Source organism: Winogradskyella sp. (genome assembly GCF_025210595.1).
GTDB lineage: Bacteria > Bacteroidota > Bacteroidia > Flavobacteriales > Flavobacteriaceae > Winogradskyella.
In genome coordinates, this window is the sequence record NZ_JAOARH010000132.1 from 1 (window position 1) to 25,435 (window position 25,435).

Annotated in this window: 20 protein-coding genes; 8 read left to right on the plus strand and 12 right to left on the minus strand. The window is 32.5% G+C overall.

The genetic code is table 11. The features are described from left to right. Both N4A42_RS13105 and N4A42_RS13110 read right to left on the minus strand, forming a co-directional pair. On the minus strand, nt 1-2,823 hold a 2,823-nt coding region (locus N4A42_RS13105), incomplete at its 3' end, for a PKD domain-containing protein (protein WP_294074816.1). Nucleotides 2,824-2,835: 12 nt separating this feature from the next. Next, nucleotides 2,836-3,297 (minus strand): hypothetical protein, encoded by a 462-nt coding sequence (locus tag N4A42_RS13110; RefSeq protein ID WP_294074818.1) that lies wholly within the window; start codon nt 3,295-3,297, stop codon nt 2,836-2,838. Nucleotides 3,298-3,496: 199 nt separating this feature from the next. On the opposite strand from N4A42_RS13110, the gene folE reads away from it, so the two are divergent. From folE to N4A42_RS13135, 5 genes are all read left to right on the plus strand, one after another. Next, complete coding sequence (gene folE / locus N4A42_RS13115; RefSeq protein WP_294074820.1) at nt 3,497-4,174, plus strand: GTP cyclohydrolase I FolE; 678 nt, start codon at nt 3,497-3,499, stop codon at nt 4,172-4,174. Between the two features lie 58 nt (nt 4,175-4,232). Continuing rightward, on the plus strand, nt 4,233-5,714 hold the full coding sequence (gene cysS / locus N4A42_RS13120) for a cysteine--tRNA ligase (protein ID WP_294074823.1): 1,482 nt from the start codon (nt 4,233-4,235) through the stop codon (nt 5,712-5,714). A 108-nt stretch (nt 5,715-5,822) separates the two neighbouring features. Further along, nucleotides 5,823-6,056 (plus strand): membrane protein insertion efficiency factor YidD, encoded by a 234-nt coding sequence (gene yidD, locus N4A42_RS13125; RefSeq protein WP_294074825.1) that lies wholly within the window; start codon nt 5,823-5,825, stop codon nt 6,054-6,056. 66 nt (nt 6,057-6,122) lie between these two features. Further along, complete coding sequence (gene lgt / locus N4A42_RS13130; protein WP_294074828.1) at nt 6,123-6,947, plus strand: prolipoprotein diacylglyceryl transferase; 825 nt, start codon at nt 6,123-6,125, stop codon at nt 6,945-6,947. 6 nt (nt 6,948-6,953) lie between these two features. Next, the gene (locus N4A42_RS13135) at nt 6,954-7,445 is read left to right on the plus strand and encodes a DUF192 domain-containing protein (protein WP_294074830.1); all 492 of its coding nucleotides are present in this window, start codon (nt 6,954-6,956) and stop codon (nt 7,443-7,445) included. Nucleotides 7,446-7,597: 152 nt separating this feature from the next. Here N4A42_RS13135 and secDF read toward each other — a convergent pair whose 3' ends face one another. The 7 genes from secDF to gyrB all read right to left on the minus strand — a co-directional run bounded on the left by secDF (nt 7,598) and on the right by gyrB (nt 17,711). After that, nucleotides 7,598-10,654, minus strand: a complete 3,057-nt coding sequence (secDF, locus tag N4A42_RS13140) for a protein translocase subunit SecDF (RefSeq protein WP_294074832.1) — start codon at nt 10,652-10,654, stop codon at nt 7,598-7,600. A 153-nt stretch (nt 10,655-10,807) separates the two neighbouring features. Beyond that, the gene (locus tag N4A42_RS13145) at nt 10,808-11,422 is read right to left on the minus strand and encodes a hypothetical protein (protein ID WP_294074835.1); all 615 of its coding nucleotides are present in this window, start codon (nt 11,420-11,422) and stop codon (nt 10,808-10,810) included. A gap of 68 nt (nt 11,423-11,490) precedes the next feature. Next, the gene (locus N4A42_RS13150) at nt 11,491-12,150 is read right to left on the minus strand and encodes a DUF4412 domain-containing protein (RefSeq protein ID WP_294074837.1); all 660 of its coding nucleotides are present in this window, start codon (nt 12,148-12,150) and stop codon (nt 11,491-11,493) included. An 81-nt stretch (nt 12,151-12,231) separates the two neighbouring features. After that, entirely contained in the window at nt 12,232-13,158 is a 927-nt protein-coding gene (gene mdh, locus N4A42_RS13155; RefSeq protein ID WP_294074840.1) for a malate dehydrogenase, read from the minus strand. 312 nt (nt 13,159-13,470) lie between these two features. Next, nucleotides 13,471-14,439, minus strand: coding sequence for a hypothetical protein (locus N4A42_RS13160; RefSeq protein ID WP_294074842.1), 969 nt, complete (start codon nt 14,437-14,439; stop codon nt 13,471-13,473). Between the two features lie 96 nt (nt 14,440-14,535). Beyond that, nucleotides 14,536-15,588, minus strand: a complete 1,053-nt coding sequence (locus N4A42_RS13165; protein ID WP_294074845.1) for a DUF6588 family protein — start codon at nt 15,586-15,588, stop codon at nt 14,536-14,538. A 185-nt stretch (nt 15,589-15,773) separates the two neighbouring features. Next, nucleotides 15,774-17,711, minus strand: coding sequence for a DNA topoisomerase (ATP-hydrolyzing) subunit B (gyrB, locus tag N4A42_RS13170; RefSeq protein WP_294074847.1), 1,938 nt, complete (start codon nt 17,709-17,711; stop codon nt 15,774-15,776). Between the two features lie 431 nt (nt 17,712-18,142). On the opposite strand from gyrB, the gene N4A42_RS13175 reads away from it, so the two are divergent. The 3 genes from N4A42_RS13175 to N4A42_RS13185 all read left to right on the plus strand — a co-directional run bounded on the left by N4A42_RS13175 (nt 18,143) and on the right by N4A42_RS13185 (nt 22,990). Beyond that, the gene (locus N4A42_RS13175; RefSeq protein WP_294074849.1) at nt 18,143-19,264 is read left to right on the plus strand and encodes an AraC family transcriptional regulator; all 1,122 of its coding nucleotides are present in this window, start codon (nt 18,143-18,145) and stop codon (nt 19,262-19,264) included. A 209-nt stretch (nt 19,265-19,473) separates the two neighbouring features. Next, on the plus strand, nt 19,474-20,544 hold the full coding sequence (locus tag N4A42_RS13180; RefSeq protein ID WP_294074852.1) for a hypothetical protein: 1,071 nt from the start codon (nt 19,474-19,476) through the stop codon (nt 20,542-20,544). A gap of 10 nt (nt 20,545-20,554) precedes the next feature. Beyond that, nucleotides 20,555-22,990, plus strand: coding sequence for a T9SS type A sorting domain-containing protein (locus N4A42_RS13185; RefSeq protein WP_294074856.1), 2,436 nt, complete (start codon nt 20,555-20,557; stop codon nt 22,988-22,990). Nucleotides 22,991-23,104: 114 nt separating this feature from the next. Here the strand turns inward: N4A42_RS13185 and N4A42_RS13190 are convergent, their stop codons facing one another. The 3 genes from N4A42_RS13190 to N4A42_RS13200 are packed head-to-tail and all read right to left on the minus strand — an operon-like array spanning nt 23,105 to nt 25,214. Then, complete coding sequence (locus N4A42_RS13190; protein ID WP_294074859.1) at nt 23,105-23,917, minus strand: type II CAAX endopeptidase family protein; 813 nt, start codon at nt 23,915-23,917, stop codon at nt 23,105-23,107. Then, nucleotides 23,901-24,623 carry a CPBP family intramembrane glutamic endopeptidase gene (locus tag N4A42_RS13195; RefSeq protein ID WP_294074866.1) on the minus strand — a complete coding sequence of 241 codons (723 nt, stop codon included), beginning with the start codon at nt 24,621-24,623 and terminating at the stop codon, nt 23,901-23,903. The genes N4A42_RS13190 and N4A42_RS13195 overlap by 17 nt, the downstream gene beginning before the upstream one ends. Nucleotides 24,624-24,644: 21 nt before the next feature. After that, on the minus strand, nt 24,645-25,214 hold the full coding sequence (locus tag N4A42_RS13200) for a helix-turn-helix domain-containing protein (protein ID WP_294074872.1): 570 nt from the start codon (nt 25,212-25,214) through the stop codon (nt 24,645-24,647). Nucleotides 25,215-25,435: the final 221 nt, after the last annotated feature.

Below are 25,435 nucleotides of genomic sequence, written 5' to 3' on the forward strand. Positions count from 1 at the left end.
AACTCCTGTCTGTACTCCTATAACTTCTGCCTCACTTAAACTTAAATCAAATTCCACTAAACCGTCTGTGTCATCATCACAAACCGATAATGCTGAAGGTGAATTTGCCGTTGGATTACCTAATACTTCTAAATCTAAGGTGTTAACGTTATGACAATTCGTTGTTGTATTTTCTAAACGCACATATATAATCTGGTTGTTAGGTGTAGTATTGATATATCCATCAAATATTTCAGCAGTATCAGTATCTGCACCAATAAAAGTTTCATGGAAAGACACATCAACTCCAGATTGACCATTTAAAATTTCAGCAATCTTAGTAGTCATATTAAAAGCTACAAAACCATCTGTATCATCATCACAAACTTGTAATGGAGTAACAGCAACAATTGTTGGTAACGTATTTACAATTAAATCAAAAGATGTTGTACTATAACAATCTGGATTGGCAGGGTCTTGAACTCTAACAAATATCGTTTCTAAATTAGGTGTAACATTAGTATAGTTTATCGGTAGATTACCCACATTATTATCTGCATCATCTTGACTGATATGAAAAGAAACATCAAAAATTGCAGGATCTTGCCCACCTAAAATATCTGATTCCTGAGTACTTAAATCGAATGTTGCAAAACCATCATTACTAGTGTCATCACAAACAACCATATCCATTGGCTGGTTAGCTATTGCTCTTTGATGAACAATTAAATTAAACACTGCAGTAGGAGAAGCTATATAACAATTAGAATCTCCGGCACTCTCAACTCTAACAAATATTGGTTCTGGGTTATTAACATTGGTGTATAAGTTAGGTAAAACACCAACTCCATCATCAGCATCATCAAAACTTAAATGATATGTAACATTAAAATCTGACTCTGGCTGAGCACCTAATATTCCTAAAGTTTGCACGCTTAAATCAAATTCTTCAACACCATCATTAGATATATCATCACATAATTCTAAATCTAACACTGGGTTTATATCTGGTTGACCAGAAACATTTAATGTAAACGGCAACACTTCATAACAATCAGAATCTAAATATTCAACTCTAATATAAATGGTTTCACCATCAGTTCCTGAATATGCGGCTAAACCTGTTAAGGCATCAACATCATCATCCGCATCTATTTGTGAATCATGATATGTCACTACCAAATCTCCTACATTAGTCGCACTTGCTAAAACGACTGCAGTATTACTTTCTAAATCGAAAATATAAGGCGGAGTACCTGTGTCACAAACAAATAAATTGTTTGGGGCTTCTGTTACAATTTCTGGTAAAACATCAATACATACTTGCTCGGTATATTCACATCCGAAATCGTCAGTTGCTCTATAAGTGTAACAATATTGCCCTGCATCTGGAGGTGTTACTGTAATAACATTACCAGCTGTATTAGTTATTGTTGGATCTGCATCCCATGCTTCAGAAGTAATTGCAGGTGTAAAAGATAATTCTGGTGGTTGTATTGCAGGATCAAAGTTTAAGAACCATTCAAATATATAACCATTATCTATTGCTAAATTATCCACTATCCTAATACACCAATCACCGTTTAATGGACTACCTACAAGACCATTAAAATCTTCAAAAGGCAGATACGTTCCTGGAACCCAAGAATTGCCTGGTGGATTGGTTCCATTGGTTTCTGTAGGTGCATTGGCCAATAGCACTGATGCACTCATTGAAAAACAATATTGCTCACCTTGCCCTGGTGTATTTGTACCATCATCATTAGCACCTCCAAAATAAGTTCCACCACCTGCTTGGTCAAATAATCTAATCTCCTGTCCGTTTGGACTTTGAATAAAAATATCTAAATCACCAGAAAAAGAATGCTCCATATTAACACAAACCTCAATTAACTGGTTAGGATCTGTTAATGTTTGAGCGGAATCAAAACAATCTACAGTAATACAAGTTTCGTATTGTGCTCCTGACCCATCTGGTAAGAATGTTGTACCACTAATTGGCGGCGTACAGTCATTGATAAACTGCACAGGATTTACAATTCCTGTTATATCGGTACTTTCACCATAACAAATTGTATTTTCTGCTGCACTAGTTCCAGTAAAGTCTGCTTCAGTAGCTACTTGAATTACTTGATTTATAAGGTTTGTATTAGGACAACCTTCAGGATCTATCGTTGTGTTGGCATCTCTAATACTAAGATTTACAATATAAACTCCTGGATCTGCATAAGAAAAAACGGCTGTTTGCCCTGATACTGTGTTACCATCTCCTAAATCCCACTCATAAGTTGCTCCTGTACCATCAACTTCAAAATTCCCACTTCCTGTAAGTGTAATTTCTTCATTAGGACAAACTCTTATGTAACCATCACCATTAGGTGCAGGAACAGCAGTATCAATTTGAGATGTAATAACTTGGCATGGTGTGCGGCAAGAAATATTTGCTGCCCAACCACTACCATTAGCAGAATCATTAGAAACAAACTCAATAGTTAAACAACCACTCGTATTTGCTTCAGTTGCTTCTACTAAACCTGGCGAAGCTGCTCCAGAAAATTGACCAAATGCTTCTGCAGGATCATTAGTATCACTATTATAAATAGTCATAACATCAGCATTTAGCTGCGTACTGAACTCTGTAAAATTTAATTGTACTCTTTGACCTGGGTTTTCAGGACAAATAGTTAATATAAAGCTTTCATCATTCCCGTAATTCCCAAACTCGCCACCAGAATCATAAAACACACCACCACATTGGCTTACTGTTGCTGTTTGCATATTTACATCTTGGGCAAGCAATACCGATGAAAATACTACTGTAATTAAAGTTAATAGATACTTCATTTTGTAAAATTTTTATTGATATTGTGATTTTATGATAATGTAATAATTAGTATTGTCTACTTGGTACATTGAAGAACCTTTAGAGTGAAAAGCAAAATTATACTTAAGAGGATTGAAGTTTTTTGGATCAAAAGTTTCATCTCTCTCTAAATCTGAAACAAAACTATTTAAAAGCGGAATCTCAGATAATTTTTGACATTCTTTTTTGTCTTTTTCATTTGTAATGAGTTTAACAACAACTCTGTTTCTTAATATATCTTTTATGCTCTTCAAGCTAAAAGCATTACCATAAACATATTTTTCAGCATAATCACCATAAACTTCATCTATTTGAAGCCTTTCTTTTGCTGTTAGTGGTTGTTCTACATTGTCTTTAAATTGAATAACTTTTAACGGAACTCGCTTATTCGGTTGCTGCGCAAATAAACAAACGGGTAAAAGTATTAAAATGAAAATTGTAAGGGTTTTTTTCATAGCTTAACCATAATTTTAAAGTTCGGAAAATTAAGAAAATTTTATAAAAACCATAGTTACTTCATCAATGTTATTTAGCATTTTAACGGTTTTAATAATATAACAAGTACAATTGTAAATCTCCTACCACTATCATCCTATTTTTATTACGTATCTTTGCGCCTTGCTTTATTAAAGATTGATTAATAATTATTTAACTATGAAAATCGATAACGATTTTAATGATATTGATGCATTAGGTGATAATCACATAGGTTCATCTAGTGATACTCCCATGCGAGAAGATGCTTTTAACTTATCTAAAGATCAAAAAATTGACATCATAAAAGATGATGTAAAACATATTATGGAAACCCTAGGCTTAGACCTTAATGATGATAGCCTTAAAGGCACACCAAATCGTGTAGCCAAAATGTTTGTTAATGAAATTTTTGGCGGCTTAGATCCTGATAAAAAACCAAACGCATCTACTTTTGAAAACAAATACAAGTATGGTGAAATGCTTGTAGAAAAAAATATTACGGTCTATTCAACTTGCGAACATCATTTACTTCCTATTGTTGGTAGAGCTCATGTAGCTTATATTTCTAATGGCACAGTAGTTGGACTTTCTAAGATGAATCGTATTGTTGACTATTATGCAAAACGTCCTCAAGTACAAGAACGTTTAACAATTCAAATTGTAAGAGAATTACAAAATGTTTTAAACACCGACGATGTAGCTTGTGTTATCGACGCTAAACACCTTTGTGTAAATTCTCGTGGAATAAGAGATATTGAGAGTAGCACTGTAACTTCTGAGTTTGGTGGAAAATTTAAAGAAAAAGAAACACGAAGAGAATTCTTAGATTATATAAAGTTAGACACCCAATTTTAACTTTTTTAATCTTAGTTAGTTCTTTAGTTTTGTTTAAACATTTTTTGAAATTTACGACATGTCATTATACGATTCACAAACTATAAAAATATACAACTCTCTCTCTGGAGAAAAGGAAATTTTTAATCCCATAAATGAAGGTTATATTGGTATGTATGTTTGTGGACCAACAGTATATAGCAATGTTCATTTAGGTAATGTAAGAACCTTTATGTCTTTTGACATGATTTTTCGTTACCTAAAACACTTAGGTTATAAAGTACGCTATGTACGTAATATTACTGATGCTGGTCATTTAGAAAATGATGCAGATTTAGGCGAAGATAAAATCACCAAAAAAGCACGTGTTGAAGAAATAGAACCTATGGAAGTGGTACAACGTTACACTGTAGATTTTCATAATGTTCTAAATATTTTAAACTTTTTACCTCCAAGTATAGAGCCTACTGCAACAGGTCATATTATTGAACAGATAGAACTCATTAAATCTATAATAGACAATGGTTTTGCTTATGTAATAAATGGTTCTGTTTACTTTGATGTACACAAGTACAACGAAACCAATGAGTATGGAGTTTTAAGTAAACGCAAACTCGAAGACTTAATACATAACACTCGAACACTCGATGGGCAAAGCGACAAGAAAAACCCACAAGACTTTGCACTTTGGAAAAAAGCTGAACCTACACATATTATGCGCTGGCCATCTCCTTGGAGTGACGGTTTCCCAGGCTGGCATTTAGAGTGTACAGCAATGAGTACAAAGTACCTTGGCGACTATTTTGATATTCATGGTGGTGGTATGGATCTTAAATTTCCGCATCACGAATGTGAAATTGCCCAAAATTGCGCCGCAAAAGGTAATGATCCTGTAAAATATTGGATGCATGCTAATATGCTAGAGCTAAATGGTGCACGTATGAGTAAATCCACAGGAAATTATATAAATCCTGCCGAGCTCTTTTCTGGAGACAATACCATTATGAGCAAAGGCTTTTCACCAGAAGTCATAAGATTTTTTATGATGCAGGCCTCTTACCGAAGCATTTTAGATTTAACCAATAATGGGTTATTAGCTAGCGAAAAAGGATTCTTTAGATTAATGGATGCTATTAATATTATTGATGATTTAAAAACAAGCAATTCATCTTCATTTAATGTTATAGAATGGAAACAGAAATGTTATGATGCCATGAATGATGATTTTAACACTCCTATTTTAATAGCCACACTTTTTGATGCTGCTAAATTTATCAACCAAGTTAAAGACGGAAGCGCTACTGTAACGAAAGAAGATTTAGAATTACTAAAACAAACATTACATACTTTTTCTTTTGATGTTCTTGGATTGGTTAATGTTTCTAAAGAAAGCTCTGGATCAGATAAATTATCTGGTGCTGTTGAAATTTTAATCAACCTTAGAAAAGAAGCTCGTTTAAATAAAGATTTTGCATTATCAGATAAGATTAGAGACGAACTTGCTGAAGTAGGTATTAAACTCAATGATAGTAGAGAAGGTACTACATATACAACAAATTAAAATTCTATTTAAATCCCTTTTAAATATATAAGTTAAAAAGGGATTTAAATTTTATTCCAAAATCATAAATAGTAATTTCTGATATCTTAAAAAAAGAAACAGCAACTAATGAAAAAAGTTTTGATCGCTCCTTTTTTACTAATAATAAAAATCTATCAAACTTTTATTTCCCCTATTACACCTGCAACTTGTAGATATCAACCAACATGCTCTCATTATGCTAAAGAAGCTTTAGAAGTGCATGGTTTTTTTAAAGGTGGACAATTAGCTTTGAAACGAATTTTTAGTTGTCATCCATTTGGCGGAAAGGGTTATGACCCTGTTCCTCCAAAAGAAGATTAATATTACGTTAATCCTATTTTATGTCTTATTCAAAATAGTATCTTTACCACGTAAAAGATTACACTTATGCGTACATTAAAGATATTTTGGGATCCTATAAAATCTATAGACTTAGGTTTTTTTGAACTTCACTTCTACAGCGTTATGTGGATTGTAGCTTTTGTATTAGGATTTCAGATTACCAAACGAATCTGGAAAAACGATAACCAGTCTAACGAATCTTTAGATTCTTTGTTTATATATTCTGTTTTAGGCATAATGATTGGTGCAAGATTAGGGCATGTTATCTTTTATCAACCAGAATTATTTAAAGAAGATTTTTTTAGCATCTTTTTACCATTTAGATTCAAAGGCGGCTTTGAGTTTACAGGCTTTCAAGGCCTTGCCAGCCATGGTGCAGCTATTGGTATGATTTTATCCATGTATCTTTTTAATAAAAAAGTATTAAAAAAATCTATACTTTGGATATTAGATCGGGTGGTAATTGCTACAGCACTTGGTGCTATTTTTGTGAGAATAGGCAATTTTATCAATTCTGAAATTGTTGGAAAATATACGAATAGTGATTTTGGTGTTGTTTTTAGACAATTAAGCGAAACCGAACCGAGACATCCTGCTCAGTTATACGAAGCATTCTGTTATATTTTTGTCTTTATCACTTTATTTTACTTCTATTGGAAAACCAACAAATCTAAACAGGAAGGATTTTTATTTGGTCTATTTCTAGTATTTCTATGGACCATTAGGTTCTTTGTAGAGTTTATTAAAGAAGCTCAAAATACAGAACGTGCAGACTGGCTTCTTAATACAGGGCAATTGCTTAGCATTCCTTTTGTACTAATTGGACTTTACTTTATGTTTGTTTATAAAGCTAAAAAACCTATACAATAATACTTTTTGAAGCTTTTATATAAATATTTATTAGTAGTTTTTTGCTTAGCGATATATTTAAGTTGCAAGAATGAGCAAAAAACAAAACCCACAAACAAAATTGTTGTTAGCTTTAAAAAAGAAGGCGCGTTACAACTCAAAAAAGCCGCATCAGATTCTATTATTACAACAATAGATATAGAAATTGCAGATAATGATTATGAAACTCAAACGGGTTTAATGTACAGAACAGAACTTGGCATTAATCAAGGCATGTTGTTTGTTTTTCCTGATATGCAAATGCGTAGTTTTTATATGAAGAACACCAAAATTCCATTAGATATTATTTATATAGATGAAGACAAAAGCATTGTAAGCTTTCAAAAAAATGCCAAACCTTTTAACGAAACTTCATTACCATCGCAAGCGCCTGCAAAATATGTCTTAGAAATTAATGCTGGGCTTTCTGATGAATGGCAATTACAAGTTGGTGATAAGATTAGCTTTATTAAAAATTAAGCGAACCAAATCAATATTTCTTTCTGCTTAAAAAATGATTTATACGATAGAATACTTTTAACAGCTATCCCCTTTCAATAAAAAAAGCCTTTCTTTTCGGAAAGGCTTTTTAAATTCTGAAGCAGATTCAGAATTACAATTATACAAAAGACTTATTCTTCGTCTTCATCTTCTTTTACTTTATCCTTTAAAGATTCTGCTGCATCTCCTTTTTTAGCTGTATCGTACATTAATGGTGTTGCAATAAACATAGATGAATATGTACCTACTATTACACCTACAATTAATGCAAATAATAAACCTCTTAAAGATTCTGCACCAAAAATGAACATTGCTAATAACACTACTAAGGTAGTCACAGACGTATTTAATGTTCTACTTAACGTACTGTTTAGCGAAGCATTAATCGTCTTACCAAACTCCCAAGCGGTATGCTCATTTAAGAATTCTCTAATTCTATCAAATACAACTACGGTATCATTAAGTGAGTAACCAATTACTGTTAAGATTGCCGCAATAAAGGCTTGGTCTATTTCCATACTAAATGGCATAAACTTCCATGTTAATGAGAAGATACCTAATACCAATAATACATCATGGAAAACTGCAGCTACAGCACCAAGAGAGAATTGCCATTTCTTAAATCTAAATAAGATATAAAGGAATACCACTACTAACGATCCTAATACTGCCCAGAACGATGATTTTTTAATATCATCTGCAATTGTTGGACTCACTTTACTTGATAACATTTTACCAATTTTTGCTTCACCAGAACCACTATCAAACTCAGCATAAGTCATTCCAGAAGGCAAATAAGGCTTCAAAGCTTCAAAAAGTTTAGTTTGTACTTGCTCATCTGCTTCAACAGAGTTGTCATCTACCATAAATTTGGTAGAAATCTTTAATTGATTTGCAGCACCAATAGTTTTAACTTCTGCACTTCCAAAAACAGCTTGATCGTTTAATATACTTGTAATCTCTTCAGTACTTACTGGTTGCTCAAAACGCACTTGATATGTTCTACCACCAACAAAATCGATACCTTCATCTAAACCTGTTGTAAAAAGTGATGCTAAACTCGCTAATATTAATCCTCCAGAAATGATATAAGCAATCTTACGCTTCTTTAAGAAATTGATATTTACATTCTTAAATAAACCTTTAGTCATTGCTGTAGAGAAATCTAAAGTCCCTCCTCTGTTTACCCACCAATCTATTAATAAACGTGTGATGAATATTGCAGTAAATAACGATGTTAAAATACCTATGATTAATGTAGTTGCAAAACCTTTAATTGGTCCTGTACCAAATACAAATAAGATTAAAGCTGTTAAACCTGTAGTAATGTTAGCATCTAAGATTGAAGATAAGGCATTAGCAAAACCATCTTTAATAGATTCTTTTTGCGATTTTCCTTTTGCTATTTCTTCTCTAATACGCTCAAATATAAGTACGTTAGCATCAACCGAAATACCTATTGTTAATACAATACCTGCAATACCTGGTAAAGTTAATACAGCACCTAAACTTGCTAATACACCAAAGATTAATAAAATGTTTAGTAATAACGCTATATCTGCAGCTACACCAGCTTTTCCGTAATAGAATACCATCCAAAGTACTACAAACGTTAAAGCTATAAGGAAAGACATCATACCACTATCAATAGCTTCTTGCCCTAATGATGGTCCTACCTCATCTGCTTGAATAATCTCAGCAGAAGCAGGTAATTTACCAGCTCTTAAAACGTTAGCTAAATCTACCGCTTCATTTAAAGTAAATGAACCCGAAATCTGAGATCTTCCACCAGCAATTGCTCCAGAAGTTACACTAGGCGCCGAATACACAACATCATCTAACACAATAGCAATATGACCTTGTGTTTCATATGCTACTTTAGTCATTTCTTCCCAAATTTTAGAACCTTTAGCATTCATCTGCATGCTTACTGCTGGTCTACTAATTGGATCGTAATCTTGTCTTGCATCTGTAATAACTGCACCACTTAATTTAGGAGTGTTATCTCTATTATTTTTAATAGCGTATAATTCTATAAACTCAGAATCCTGAACTTGATGTCCCCAAACAAACTTAGCATAACGCATTTCTGCTGGTAACGTGGCTCTGTTTTTTGAATCATTTAAAAACCCTAATACTTTATCCTTATCCTTAGCTAAGAAAGTTGCTATTACTGGTCCGTTTCCAGGGCCTTGAATACCAAGTGGGTTAGCATTTGCTACGCTAGTAGAATCTGTTTCTATCTGACCTGTTAATTCATCAATAGTATTTGTAGTAGAATCTTGCTCTACTTCTGCTGCTTCTTCTGCTACCTCATCATTAGATTTTGCTTCTTTAGCAGCTTCTACTAAAGCTTGGTTAACCTGAAAAACATAAGGCATCATTTCTTGTGCTTTATAAGTTTCCCAGAATTGTAATTGTGCTGTTTTAGTAATAATATCTACAACACGATTTTTATCTCTTGCTCCAGGTAATTCTATTAAAATACGACCAGAATTTCCTAAACGTTGAATGTTTGGTGATGATACACCAAAACCATCAATACGATTACGCAATACTTCGAAAGCAGAAACGATAGACTCATCAATCTTCTTTGCTAATACTACTTTTACTTCGTCATCAGACATATCAAATTTAATGTCGTCACTTAAATCTCTATTTGCAAAGATGTCTGGAGACGCTAATTTTGTATCTCCTTTAATAGCATCAAAAGCTCTAAAGAAAGACTCTAAATAAGATTCTTGTGCGTCTTTTTGTAACTCTTCAGCATCAGCTAAAGCTTTATTAAAAATAGGATCTTTACTATTGTTAGCTAAACCTTTCAATATATCTTTTACAGAAATTTGAATAATAGCATTAATACCACCTTTAAGGTCTAAACCTAATTTCATGGCATTACCTTCTACCTCACTATAAGTGTATTGAGTCACACCTAATAAGTTATAAACCTCTATGGGCTCAAACTTATCATCTACTTGAATTTTTGAGGTCTTTAATGAATCTAAGTAGCGTACTTCTGCATTGGCTCTTAAATCTTGATACCCTTCTACTGTTTCGTCATACTTAGCTACTGCAGCTACTTTTGCGTCGTCTTCAATTTGGTTGGCCTTAAATGTGAAAGACAATTGGTAAATACTCACCAAACCAAATAGTAGTGCAAACAGCTTAATTATTCCTTTGTTTTGCATTTTATTTTGTTTTACGTCTAATTTTTAACGCGCAAATATAGAATTTACGTCATAATCAGACAATTGATTTTTATGTTATAAATAGATTTTTTTGCTTTTTGATTGTTTCAAAAAGTTACACGAAAAATTGAGGAATTTTTTCAGATGTATTCCTTAAGATAGTGGTCCTGCTCTTACTTCAGGAATTATATAAGAATGATTATCTATTAATACTAAACTATTAGTATTAGAATTTAATGCAACATTAACCCATCCTTTAATCTGATGTGGATAGTTTCTTGTGCCAGAATAACTTTGTTTTGGTGTCTTAAATCGGTCTGTCTTTTGGTTGTGTTCTGCAATTTGAACACCATCAAAATCCCAATCACTAGTGTTTTCATTCTTATGTATTTCAGAGACATTAAGCTTATAATTCGTTAACGCTTCTCTGCCTGAATCTTTTTTAGAATTTTCACCTTCAAGGCTAAGAGCAATTTTGAAGTTATTCTCACTAGAGAGTATCGCTTCAATTTTTTTTACATCTTTAGAACTGTAATAAGTAATTTTAAGATTACCTTCATAATCTTGGCCAATAACCGTATTCTCTACACCTACACTTTGAAGTTTTAATTGAATATCTTCAATAGCATGTTGTACATCAAACTCAGTGACATGTGTATCTGAAAATTGAATTACAATCTGCTGATTAGGCACAGTAGATGTTTCTATATACCTTCCTAAAAAGGCAAATAGAATAAGTAAAATACCAAAGTGTAATTTGGATTGCATTTGGCAAATATAACAAAAAATAAAGACCACATTTCTGTGGCCTTTAATTAGATTTATGTTGTCATAGATTACATACCTTCCATCTTAGTATAACCTTCTGGAGGTGTCATACTAAACTTATCATCAGATACTGTTTCTTTTTTCAACTCAGTCACTTCAGTTTTTACAACCATGCTCATTCCTTGTTGGTTTACATGCATTTCCATATATAAAGGAAACCCTTTAAGTTTTTCACCTAACACCGATGTTTGTTGGGTCATAACTGGTGCTATCTCTTCTGTAACATACATATCCATTTTCACTTCTACACCTTGCTCTGTAGTTGTTACATGATATAGTTTACACTCATAACCAATAATAGTTTTTGTTTCATCAGTTGCTTCTAATTTTACATTCTCTAACATTTCTGGTGTTACCTCAACGTTTTGAAGCATAAACTTTTTCCCTAACATTGGGTTATTCATTAAAGTTAAGGTTTGCATTTCCTCACTATCTGAAATTACAACCACATCACCAGACATAGGATTAGACAACTCTACTCTAGATTTAGTGCCTTTAAAATAGATAGTGCTCATCATATCTCCCATAGCATCAAACTGAGCTTGCATTTGCTCATTGTCGGTAGTCATGGTTTGCTTAGAGGTTACTATACCTTCTTTAATTTTTTCTTGAGCTGCTACTACAAAAGTGAACATAGACATAACAGCCAATACAAGTATTTTTTTCATTTTTTTAAAATTTTTGTTGAATATACAAAAAAACCTCACCAACAAGCATGCCAGTGAGGCTAATATCAATTCATTAGGTTATTATAATTCTAAAAGACCGTTCGTCTTTTTAACACCCTCTGCACTTTCAGCTAAATGTGCTTTTTCAGCATCGCTTAATGGTACATCAACTATTTTTTCGATACCATTTCTACCTAATATTACAGGTACACCAATACAAAGGTCGTTTAATCCGTATTCACCATCTAGCAATGTAGAACAAGGGAACATTTTCTTTTGATCGCATGCAATTGCTTGTACCAATCCGCTTACAGCAGCACCAGGCGCATACCAAGCCGAAGTTCCTAATAATTTAGTTAATGTTGCACCACCAACTTTAGTATCTTCTTTTACTTGATTTAAACGTTCTTCAGATAAAAATTCTGAAACTTTTATACTATTACGTGTTGCATGAGACGTTAATGGCACCATACCTTTATCACTATGACCTCCAATTACCATTCCGTCTACATCGCTAATTGGTGCATCTAATGCCTCTGCTAATCTATATTTAAAACGAGCAGAATCTAAAGCTCCACCCATTCCTATAATTCTATGCTTAGGTAAACCTGTAGTTTTATGTGCTAAATACGTCATTGTATCCATAGGATTACTTACCACTATAAGAATCGTATTTGGAGAATGCTCAACTAAGCTAGCAGAAACTGACTTTACTATACCTGCATTAATACCAATTAACTCTTCGCGAGTCATACCTGGTTTACGAGGAATACCAGACGTTATAACACAAATATCACTATTTGCTGTTTTCGTATAATCATTAGTGCTTCCTGTAATTTTAGTATCAAAACCATTTAAAGATGCACACTGCATTAAATCCATGGCTTTTCCTTCGGCATATCCTTCCTTAATGTCTAAGATTACTACTTCTGAAGCAAAATTTTTAATTGCAATATATTCTGCACAACTTGCGCCTACAGCTCCAGCGCCAACTACGGTTACTTTCATTTATTTTTGTTTTAAATCGTTAAAAATTTGAAACAAATTTAAGGTTTTACAATCTAATTTCAATGATTTATATCATACTATCGCTAAATAAATTACAAAATAAGTACTATGGCTTTCAATAAAATACTACGATCTAAAACTCATAGTTTAAAATTAATTTCAGAATATAACTTTTATACGACAACGCTAAACTGTAGCTAACTTTTAATTAAAAAACATATAATGATATTTCTTTCTTAAAGACACTTTATTAAACACACAAGCCTAAGATTAAATCTTAGGCTTGTGTTATAATTTTTAAAAATTCCCCTTTTAATTGATAACTATATTTTTTGGACCTACCCACTCTGTTCTAGATCCATCAACACAAACAGCTCTTATATAAAAATCATAAGGTGTATTTTGAAATAACCCTTGACCATATACTGGCCAACCTGATCCATCAGATGTATTTACCGATGTTGTATTATTAGGATCGAATCCATCAGACACAAGGACATGCTCAAACATACTTTCACCATTAAAATCCCAACGAAAAACAACTCCTACAGGATCACCAAAGAAATTATATTCTATCTCATGAACCACATTAGATGGTGGTGTACAAAGGTTATAATCTTGGTCTGCAAATACAGATACTGGACCTGACCAATTACCAAAACCTAAACCATTTTCACAAAATGCTCTAACATAAAAATCGTAAGTATTTCCTTGTGCCATTACAGCATCATGAGTTGACGTATCGCTTGTGGTTATTTGCGAACCTTCACCAAGGTTAAATCCATGTAAGCCATACTCTACTTGATAATATGAGGCATTGTTATTTCCATCAAAATTCCATGAAACACCAGAACCAAAAGCATTTAAGTCTGTTGGAGACTCACAATACTCCTCTATCTGTAATACAATTGGCCCATTCCATTTGGTAAGCTCTCCGTTAGAACACTGTGCTCGTATATAAAAGCTTAAGGTTTGATTTTCTTCTGCAAAGAAAGCTAAAAAATCCTCCTCGCGAGTTGTTGAAGATACATCTGTAGTGGTAAAACCGTAATTAAAATAAAGCTGATCATTACTAACACCTGTTAAATTTGTAGTAACATCGTAGCCTATTTCGTAATAGTTAAAAGTATTTTGTGTTTGATAATTAAAAACAAGTTGATTTCCTTGTTGTACCACATTAGTTAAGGTAATTGTTCCGCATTCTCCACTACCACCATCTGAATCACTGGAACATCCTACTAAAAACAAAAAAGCACTTACGGCTAATAAAAAATTTCTCATTAATTGATTGAATTTAAATTGAAGCGCAAATCTAATGCTTTTTTGTTCAATTTAAATACCATAAAATGTAAGAAAAACAAACTCTTAATACGCGATCTATCTCACACTTATTGCAATACCAACTGTTGCCGTATTATATTTTTGAAACGTATAATCGCCAAATATTTTAAAGAACCCTAAGTTTAATCGTGTACCTATTGTTCCTCTCATACCATTGGCTTTAAAATCTAAATCAATTGGATTAGATATTGTTTCGCTTACTGTACCAATCGTACTGCCACTACTATCTTCTATATCATAAGTAAGCTCATAATCCCCTTTCATTTTTACAGTAGATTTTCCATTATTATAACCTACACTACCATAAAAAGTAATTATCTTAAAGTCTAAGGAAGCTAGAGCCTGTACTGTCCATGTATTCATTTTAAATTCTGTCTCTCCGTTAGAAGTAGTTACATTATCATTAGCTAAATTTTCATCATCAATATTGTAAGTAACATTCATATTAGTAAATGCACCAAGTACGGAAATACTCAACGGTAATTTATCTAATGGACCAAAATATTGTGTTAAATCGTGTTGCAAACCAAAGCCAATCAAACCAGCTTCAACATCATCATCAAAACCTGTATTTGGAACAAACCTTGCTTTTATATCTGTTTTAAAAGGCAAACCAAACCCTAACTGAACTGTTGGTGCTGGTACAGCGTTTATAGGTAAATCATCTGTGATTCCGCCTGGCATATCAAAACTAGCGACTCTGAAATTTGTAGTGCCATCAATTGGAACACTTACATCAATTTGGGTTTCTGCATCATCCTCGCTCATTACTGTCGGTAATTTTGTCTCGCCATTAGGTAAAGATAAATGCGTATAATCGTCTTCTACAAAATCAAACATTTGCAAATCCTTTGGCACAAAAGAGGCATTTAACCCAATAGTAAGATCAAATCCAAATTTCTTATGAACTTTAGCTGTTGTAGCCCATCCTCCATTCATACTATACATTAAACCTTCCATTGCTGGTTTAATATAATTTTCTGTTAAAAGACTAGCATCATCTGAAGCTAACAAAATGGTCTCTAACTCTTGAGCTTTAGATAGTTGTACGGTTACAACTAAAACAATTGAGGCAAATATTTTTTTCATAATTCATTGGTTAAGATAATGTAAATCTAAAAAAAAGATTGAAAAAAACAACATCTTATCGTTGTTATTTACACTTTACCGATGCTTTCTGTAAAATTACTATAACAAAAGACCAAAAAAATACCCTGAAAAGGGTATTTTTTAATACTGAAAAAATCAGCTAATGTATTTTAGACAAATTCAACCTACGCATCAATATTTGCATAAATAGCATTCTTCTCAATAAACTCTCTACGTGGTGGCACTTCATCTCCCATTAACATTGAGAATATACGATCTGCTTCACTTCCGTTATCTATCTGCACTAATCGCATAGTTCTAAACTCTGGATTCATTGTGGTATCCCAAAGTTGCTCTGCATTCATCTCACCAAGACCTTTATAACGCTGTATTTTAGAATTGTCACCAAACTGTGATACAATTTCATCACGTTCTTTATCTGACCACGCATATTGTTTCTTAGCACCTTTCTTAACCAAATATAATGGTGGTGTTGCAATGTAAACATGACCATTTTCAATTAACTCTTTCATGTATCTAAAGAAGAACGTTAAGATTAATGTTGCAATGTGAGAACCATCAATATCAGCATCACACATTATTACAATTTTATGATATCTTAATTTTGAAAGATTTAATGCTCTTGGATCTTCTTCTGTACCAATAGTTACACCAAGTGCTGTAAAGATGTTTTTAATTTCCTCATTTTCAAACACCTTATGTTGCATTGCTTTTTCAACATTAAGAATTTTACCTCTTAATGGTAAAATAGCTTGAAACGCTCTATCTCTACCTTGTTTTGCAGTACCACCTGCCGAATCTCCCTCAACAAGAAATACTTCGCATTTAGCAGGATCTTGCTCTGAACAATCACTTAATTTCCCAGGAAGCCCTCCAATACTCATTACAGTTTTTCGCTGCACCATTTCACGAGCTTTTTGAGCTGCATGACGTGCTTGAGCTGCTAAAATTACCTTTTGTACAATTGTTTTAGCATCTTCTGGATGCTCTTCTAGGTAATCCGTTAGCATTTCAGAAACGGACTGACTTACTGCTGCAGAAACTTCTCTGTTACCTAGTTTAGTTTTAGTCTGACCTTCAAACTGAGGTTCAGCAACTTTTACAGAAACTATTGCTGTAAGACCTTCACGGAAATCATCACCTGAAATATCAAACTTCAACTTATCTAACATACCAGAATTATCTGCATATTTCTTAAGCGTATGCGTTAATCCGCGGCGAAATCCTGAAAGGTGTGTACCTCCCTCATGAGTATTAATATTATTTACATAAGAGTGTAAATTCTCAGCATAAGATGTATTGTAAACCATTGCCACCTCAACTGGAACTCCGTTCTTTTCACCTTCAAACGAAATTACATCTTTCATTAAAGGTTCTCTATTACCATCTAAGAATTTTACGAATTCTGGTAGTCCATTTTCAGAATGAAAAGTTTCCCCTTCAAAAGAGCCATCTTCTTTTTTATGACGTCTGTCAATTAAGTGAACTGTAATGCCTTTATTTAAGTATGCTAATTCTCGCATACGACTAGCAAGTGTATCGTAATTATACTCTAAAGTTTGCTGAAAGATTTGCGGATCTGGCTTAAAGGTTACTACTGTACCTGTTTTATCTGATTCACCAACGGTTTTCACTGGGTACATTGTTTTACCACGCTCATACTCTTGCTCCCAGATTTTTCCGTCTCTATGTACTGTTGCTTTTAAATGCTCAGAAAGTGCGTTAACACAACTTACACCTACACCATGCAAACCACCAGATACTTTATAAGAATCTTTATCGAACTTACCACCAGCACCAATTTTGGTCATCACCACTTCTAATGCTGAAACCCCTTCTTTTTTATGAAGACCAACAGGAATACCTCGACCATCATCTTCTGTTGTAATAGAATTATCCTCGTTTATGGTTACTGTTATATTATCGCAATGGCCTGCTAGAGCTTCGTCAATAGAGTTATCTACCACCTCATACACTAAGTGATGTAATCCACGAACACCTACATCTCCAATATACATTGACGGACGCATACGTACGTGCTCCATACCTTCTAAGGCCTGAATACTGTCAGCGCCATATTGCTTTTTATTTTCTTCGCTCATAAAATTTCAATATTTTATAATTTGATTAAAAGTCATAAAAAAATGACGCTAAAAGCATCATTGTTCTTACACTTACAAATATACTCTTTTTATTAGCCGTTTTTAAGCCTTTTAATAGATTTATCTTTTACTTATCAACATTTAACAAATTCACAAAAAACACCTTAAAACGCTTAAAAAGCATCTTAAATTAAATTCCCCCCTTATTTCTTCTGGATTAAAAAATTAAAATTCACAAAAAACGCAGCATATAAGCTTAAAATGCTTTATTAATTTTATTAATAAGTACTCAAAGATTTAAATATGACTTTAATTTTAATCACAATCTTATAATTAAAACAATAGCTCATAAAACTATCATAAAAGATATAAAATCAGCAAATTGTTAAAATAACAAAATTTATCATTATCTTTAGTTACATACCAACCAAATGACCTTTAATTTATTTAATACCATTATTATTACTGGCATTATACAAGGTATTATTTTCACCATTATAGTGCTCAGTTCAAAGAAATATAAATCTAAAAGCACACTTATTTTAACTGCTCTTATTTTTATTTATTCTCTAGGTAACCTGCAATATATTTTAGCTGATATAGGTGTTATTTCGCTATGGAATATGTATAAATACATCTACCTTCCTACTGCCTCATTAATTCCTGTTCTTATCTATTATTACATATCAACGTATCTATTTTACAACAAACCTTTAGGTAAAAAAAAACTTTTGTTAATTCCGTTTACTTTTTTCTTAGCATTGACCTTAATTTTTAGATTACTCTACTGTTTTAATATTAGCAATGATAGTTTAAACTCAGCTTTTACTATTACAATTCAAACAAATGAAATCTTCTCTGTTATTTTTTCGTTTGTTCTTATCTACCTGTCTTTTAAATTAATATTTGATTATAAAAAAACACTAAAAGAGTTTAATAAAGAACACATTAGATTAGACTTAAATTGGTTAAAATTCATATTAAGTTTTATTTTAATATTTACATGTATTTGGGCGCATTTTACATACAGAAACATCTTTATTGAAAATGATAAACCAAACTTTTACCTTTTATGGATTGGTATTGCAACTATAATTTATTTGTTAGGACATATTGGCATTTATAAATATGGAATCATTATAGAAAGAAAAAAACTAAGAACATTATCTACATCTATTACTAACTTAAATAGTAATGAAAAAAAGAATGGACACATTGCGGAATTAGAGCTTTTAATGAAGCATGAAAAATACTACTTAAACCCAAATTTATCTTTAGAAACTGTTGCTAACAAGCTTAATTTAAGCTCTAGCTATTTATCTCGTCTTATACACAAAGAGCTTAACACTAGTTTTTCTAACTATGTACACCTTTATAGAATAGAGGAAGCCAAAACATATCTATCTAATCCTGAGTTTTCGAATTACACTATTGTTTCAATTGGCTTAGAAGCTGGCTTTAACTCTAGATCGTCTTTTTTTGGTGTATTTAAAAAAGAAACTGGACAAACACCATTAGAGTTTAAAAAAGCACATCTTAAGAAGTCCATATAATTGACATATTAAAGAATCTGGACTTACAAAAAATCTCTCAAAGATATCTTTATAGTAATCTCTACTTTTTTAATAACCAACAAGTTTTGCACACAAGAGATTAACATTCTAAGCTCTACGATCATCTATTTTGAACTTAATTAATAGTAAGCTTTGCGCTTTTTAAATATTTATGTCGCTATTAATCAATAATTTAAAAACTATTAATTATGAAAAATTTTATTCTTCTTTTCAAAAAGCCCTTAGTCTTTTTTTTGCTTTTAACACCTTGGTTTCTATTAGCACAAACAATACATATTGTTAATAATAACCCTGATGTATCAGCAGATTTTACCGACTTACAATCTGCCATAAACGCAGCTTCTGCTGGTGACATTTTATATGTGCAACATTCACCAACAACATATGGTAATGTTACTTTAAATAAAGACTTAACTATTATTGGCAGATCTCATTCAGATAATGGTTATACAACTACAATTGGCACTATGAGCATAAGTAATGGAGCTAGCAATGCTACAGTAAGAGGCTGTGATATCAATGCTTTAAATCAAACAGGAAGTTCAACAACTATAGATGGACTTTCGTTTTTAGATAATGACATCAATTCCTTTGGACTTGGAAGCACTCATACTTTTACAAACCTGCTTTTACAAGGCAATGTATTTAGAAGCACATTCACATTGTCTCAAAATTCATCTAATGTAACTATTACTAATAATTTATTTTTTAGCGGTAGTATTTCCTTTTATATGGTAGACACTTTATTCTTTAGTTACAATGTAATGGGTAACACAGGTAATATGAGCATTAACAATTACGCTACAACAAATTCATTATTAAACATAAGTAATTGCATTTTTGTTTTAAATGCTAGCGCAGACAGAACGGTTACATTAAACAGAAATGGCACAAATACCATTCAAATAGATGATTGCGTTACTTACAACTACAACAATACTTATACGTATAACTTTGAAACAGACACTTACATTACTATTAATGCTAATGTACAAGAAAACACAAACCCGTTATTCACTAATGTAACACCAGGAACACCAGCATCTATTGCAGGAACACAAACCAATTATGATCCGCTAAATGATGATTTAACATTACAAGGTGCTTCACCTGTAAATAACGATGGACTTTACGAAGGCTACAAATTTATAAATTTAGGTCTTCCAACAGGATACCCTAGTGTTAAAGTATTATCATACGATCCAACTATTGCCAAAAACGGAACGTTGAATGTAACAATTGAAGCAAAAACCAACTAAATCTAATCCTATGAAAACGCACATCATAATGCTCTTATGTGGCTGTTTTAGTTTTTTAGGGTTTAGTCAGTCTATTATTGATATTGAATATTTCTTTAACACTGACCCTGGTTTTGGCAATGCTACATCAATTACTCCAAATGCAAATTCTGGAAATTTGACTCAAACATTGACTATACCAACAGGATCTCTAACAGGCTTTAATAGTCTATACATAAGAACTCAAGATAACTCAAACACCTGGACCTTATATGAAAAAAGGCAGCTTTATATTACAGATTTTATGACACCCACAAGTGCAACTGAAATTGTTTCTGCTGAATATTTTTTTAATACTGATCTCGGATTTGGAAATAACACACCTTTAACTATAAACTCTAATTCTGGCTCTATTACACAATCATTTGCAATTCCACTTGGAACAATCACTGGATTCAATAGCCTATACATAAGAACTCTAGATGACTTAGGAGAATGGAGCCTCTATGAAAAACGCATATTCTATGTTACAGATTTTACACCAATTTCTAGCGCAAGTAATATCGCAAACATTGAATACTTTTTTAACACAGATCCTGGTTTTGGTAATGGTACAACTTTAGTGGCTGATGCCAACACAGGAGATTTAACACAAATCATCCCAATTCCTGTTGATTTACCTGAGGGATTTAATCACCTTTACATAAGAACTCAAGATGATTTGGGAGTATGGAGTTTATATGAAAAACGTATTTTTTATGCTGAAGACGATACAATTTTAACGACTCCAACAATAACAGGTGCTGAATATTTTTACGACACTGATCCTGGTTTTGGTAATGGCACGTCAACTACAATTGTAGCCACAGGAAATCCTAATGAATATACCATTGGTTTAGAAACTAATAATGTAACATGTGATTTTCATGATTTCTATTTAAGGCTTCAAAACTCAGATGGTACGTGGTCTTTATATGATTACGGACTCGATGTTGAAGTTTTTGATAATGCCAACCCAACCATTGTTGTTTTCCCTAATATTACCGCAGCTTTAGATATCAATGGGCAAGCATCAATCACTTTAGCTGATGTGGATAATGGTACTTATGATGATTGTGATTTAGTATCTGTTGAACTAAATCAACTACAATTTGATTACACTTGCGCTAATCTTGGCGTAAACTCAGTAACCATAACCGCTACAGATGCAGAAAATAAAGTAAGCTCTCAAGATGTTGATATAAATGTTGTAGACCTTATAAATCCTGTTGCAGTGGCTACAGATATTACTATTGATTTAGATGCAAACGGAAATGCAACCTTAACAGGTTCTCAAATTGATGGTGGCTCTACTGACAATTGTGGTGTAACTAATTTCTCATTAGATATTTCAAGTTTTGATTGCTCTAACCTTGGAGTCAACACCGTTACACTTACAGCAATTGATCAAAGTGGTAATAGCAGCATCAATGCACCTACCGCTACAGTTACTGTAGAAGACAACACAAATCCAACTGTTAATACGCAAAACATAACTGTACAGTTAGATGCTAATGGAGACGCTTCTATTACTGCAAACCAAATAGACAATAACTCTACAGATAATTGTACTATTAATTCTCAAAACATTGATATCTCTTCTTTTACTTGTGCAGATTTAGGTGCAAATACAGTAACTCTAACAGTAACTGATCAAAGTGGAAATTCTGGAAGTAGCACCGCTACTGTAACTATTGAAGACAATATTGATCCTACTGTTAATACGCAAAACATAACTGTACAACTAGACGCTAATGGAGTTGCTTCTATAACCACTAACCAAATAGACAACAACTCTACTGATAATTGTAGCATTGCTTCTAGAAGTCTTGACGTTTCTAATTTTACCTGTGCAGATTTAGGAGCAAATACAGTAACATTAACAGTAACTGACCAAAGTGGAAATTCAGAAAGCAACACTGCAACTGTAACTATTGAAGACAATATTGATCCTACCGCTATTGGTCAAGATATAACTATAAATCTAAACGGAAATCCTTCTGTTTCTATTACGGCAAACGATATAGACAACGGTTCTTTTGACAACTGTAACTTTACACTAAGTATAGACGTAGATACATTTACAGAAGTAGGCACTTTCCCAGTAGAGCTAACAGCTACAGATACCTATGGAAATTCTCAAAGCATAACTGTTATGGTAACTGTTGAAAACACTCTAGGATTAGACAATTTAACTATTTCTCCAAAAAACATTAAACTTTATCCAGTTCCTGTAAATGATGAATTATTAATTTCAACCGAATTAATTATAAATACTATAGTTATCTATGACATAAGCGGAAAAAATATTAAAAGAATAGATAACCCTAACTCAAGTATTAAAACCAGCAATTTATCTTCTGGAATCTATTTCATCAAATTTAAAATTGAAAATTCTTTTGTTACCAAACGCTTTATAAAAGAATAGCTATTAACCAATATATTAGTTAGTTAAAACAAGAGACTAGAGTAAAATCTAGCCTCTTGTTTAGTTAATAAAAAACATTCAAACAGCTTTAAATTCAACTTAAACCTAGAGTTATTACTTAAATAAAAGGATAATGTTATCCCACTTCCAAATTACGTAAGTCACTACCAAGAAAAAGCCATTAAAAATCACTAAAAACATAATAAAAGGCGTCCAAGTTTCAAAGGTGTTTATCTCAGTCAGATAAAATATACTATTACTGTCATTAGTATTACTTATCAAATGCCGTGTTGCCCAATTATTCCCCAGATGTAACCCTATCGGAAACCATAAGGTTTTAGACTTTAATAAGGCAGTTGCAAATAACAAATGACCAACAGGAATAGATACCACAAGCAGAATTATCAAACCTCTTTGTTGCAGTACATTTTCGTCTAAAACATGAATTAGCATAAACAAAATTGAAAAGATAATATTGGCTACAATGACATTAGACACTTCAATCGTTTTCTTAAACAAGTAACCTCTAAATAAAAATTCTTCAGTAGCTACTTGAGGTAAAATAAAATAGAAGGCTAACAATAATGTTGAATAGTCTATTGAACTTGCCATCTCAAAGCTTTCACCCAGATACAATGCTTTTAAATAGGTCGCTCCAAATAAAGCCACCATACCAATGCCAACTCCAAGTGGTAAAAACCAAAGGTTCTTTAAACTAAAATTTAATCCAATAGATGCTAATGTCTTTCCTTCGGTTTTATAGAGCAACCAAGTCACCACGAACAACAGTACAGGTGATACATAAGGTATATATTCTTTTATAAATCCTTTATTAGTCAATCCACTTATAAATAATACTAAAACGAAAAGTATAAGTGCCAATACAAATCTTGACGCTTTTGGATAGGTTTTAAATAGCGCTTTCATGATGATTGATTTCTGATTGTGAATACAGTTTTGTCTTCAGCAATAGCTTTACAACCACTAGCATCATGGTTGAAGGAAATAAACCTTTAAATAGATTAAAGTAAAGCCAATCCCAATCTTTCACATCTATTCTAGACATTTCTTGAAAGATAAGTTCTCCATAAGGTTGTGATTCAAAAAAGCATGCATTTATAAAATTTACACCCAAGTGAAACCCAAGTCCCAACATTATGGATTTGGTTTTATAAAAACTATATGCCCAAACATAGCCTGTAAATCCAGTTACCAAAAGCACATAGGCTAGAAGAATAATGCGCTCACCAATAATACCATAAGAGAACCAATGGTACACACCAAATACAATAGCAGAAACCCAAATGGCTTTTGTGGCGCCAATTCTTTGAATTAAAATATAAAGTATTGCACCTCTAAACACCAAATCCTCAGTTAACGCAGACCTGATATGATATACGAAAGCATCAAAAACAACACTGTAATTTATAGATTTGGACTGCCACTCCACTTTCAAAAGTATCGTCTCTATATAAATGTTAACCAATATGATAACTACAATAGCTATAAACCCAATTACAAACTGAATAACTCTATTTACATTAGGCACAATACCTAATACTTCAATATTCTTTTTCTCAATAAAATGCAATAGCAACCATGAGACTACTATAATGACTAATAATCCTAACATAATATGATATTTAAAAAAAGGTTATGCCGCTTTTGGCTTTAAGAAAGGAATTGCTAAAGGATACTTACAGGTGCCATGCTCTAGAGCAGACATGATATTTCTAACGGTAACGATGATACTAAATAAAACGATAAAACCTGTAATAAAGAAATTAAACCCAGGAAGGATAAAAAAGATCAACAAACTCAGTATAAAATATAAGGTGATAGACATATGAAAGTTAACCACAGTTCTACCATGTGTATCATAAACTTTACTATCATCTGCTTTACTAATCCATACAAATAATGGAATTAAGATATTAGCAAATGGAATAATTAAGCCAAAAAATGGCGAGGCATGAATAAGTAACATCCATTTTCTTTGAATTTTTTCTTCTTTAGGATCATCTAAGACGATTAAATCTTCAACCTCTACATCCAATCCTGCAGCTAATAATTTTACGGTTTGCAAATGTGGCTCCACTTCGCCTTTTTCTATACGTTGAATTGTACGCACACCAACTGTAGTTTTATCTGAAAGTTCGGCTTGGGTATACCCTTTTAACTTGCGTTGATACACTAAGTTCTCCTTTAATGATTGCTTTTTCATGTTCTATAATTTTGTTGGTACAAATGTATAGTGCTACGCTCGTTTTTCTCACGCCATTTAAATGTCACCTATATGTCAAATATAGTGTTTATAAGGGTTTCAAACACATGTTAGAGCATTTAAGCAAGCTCTCACGCTTTAAAACAAAAAGACGAATCTTTCAATTCGCCTCTAATCGAAACACATATTATTGCGTTCGTTTAATAAATAAATGAAACTAA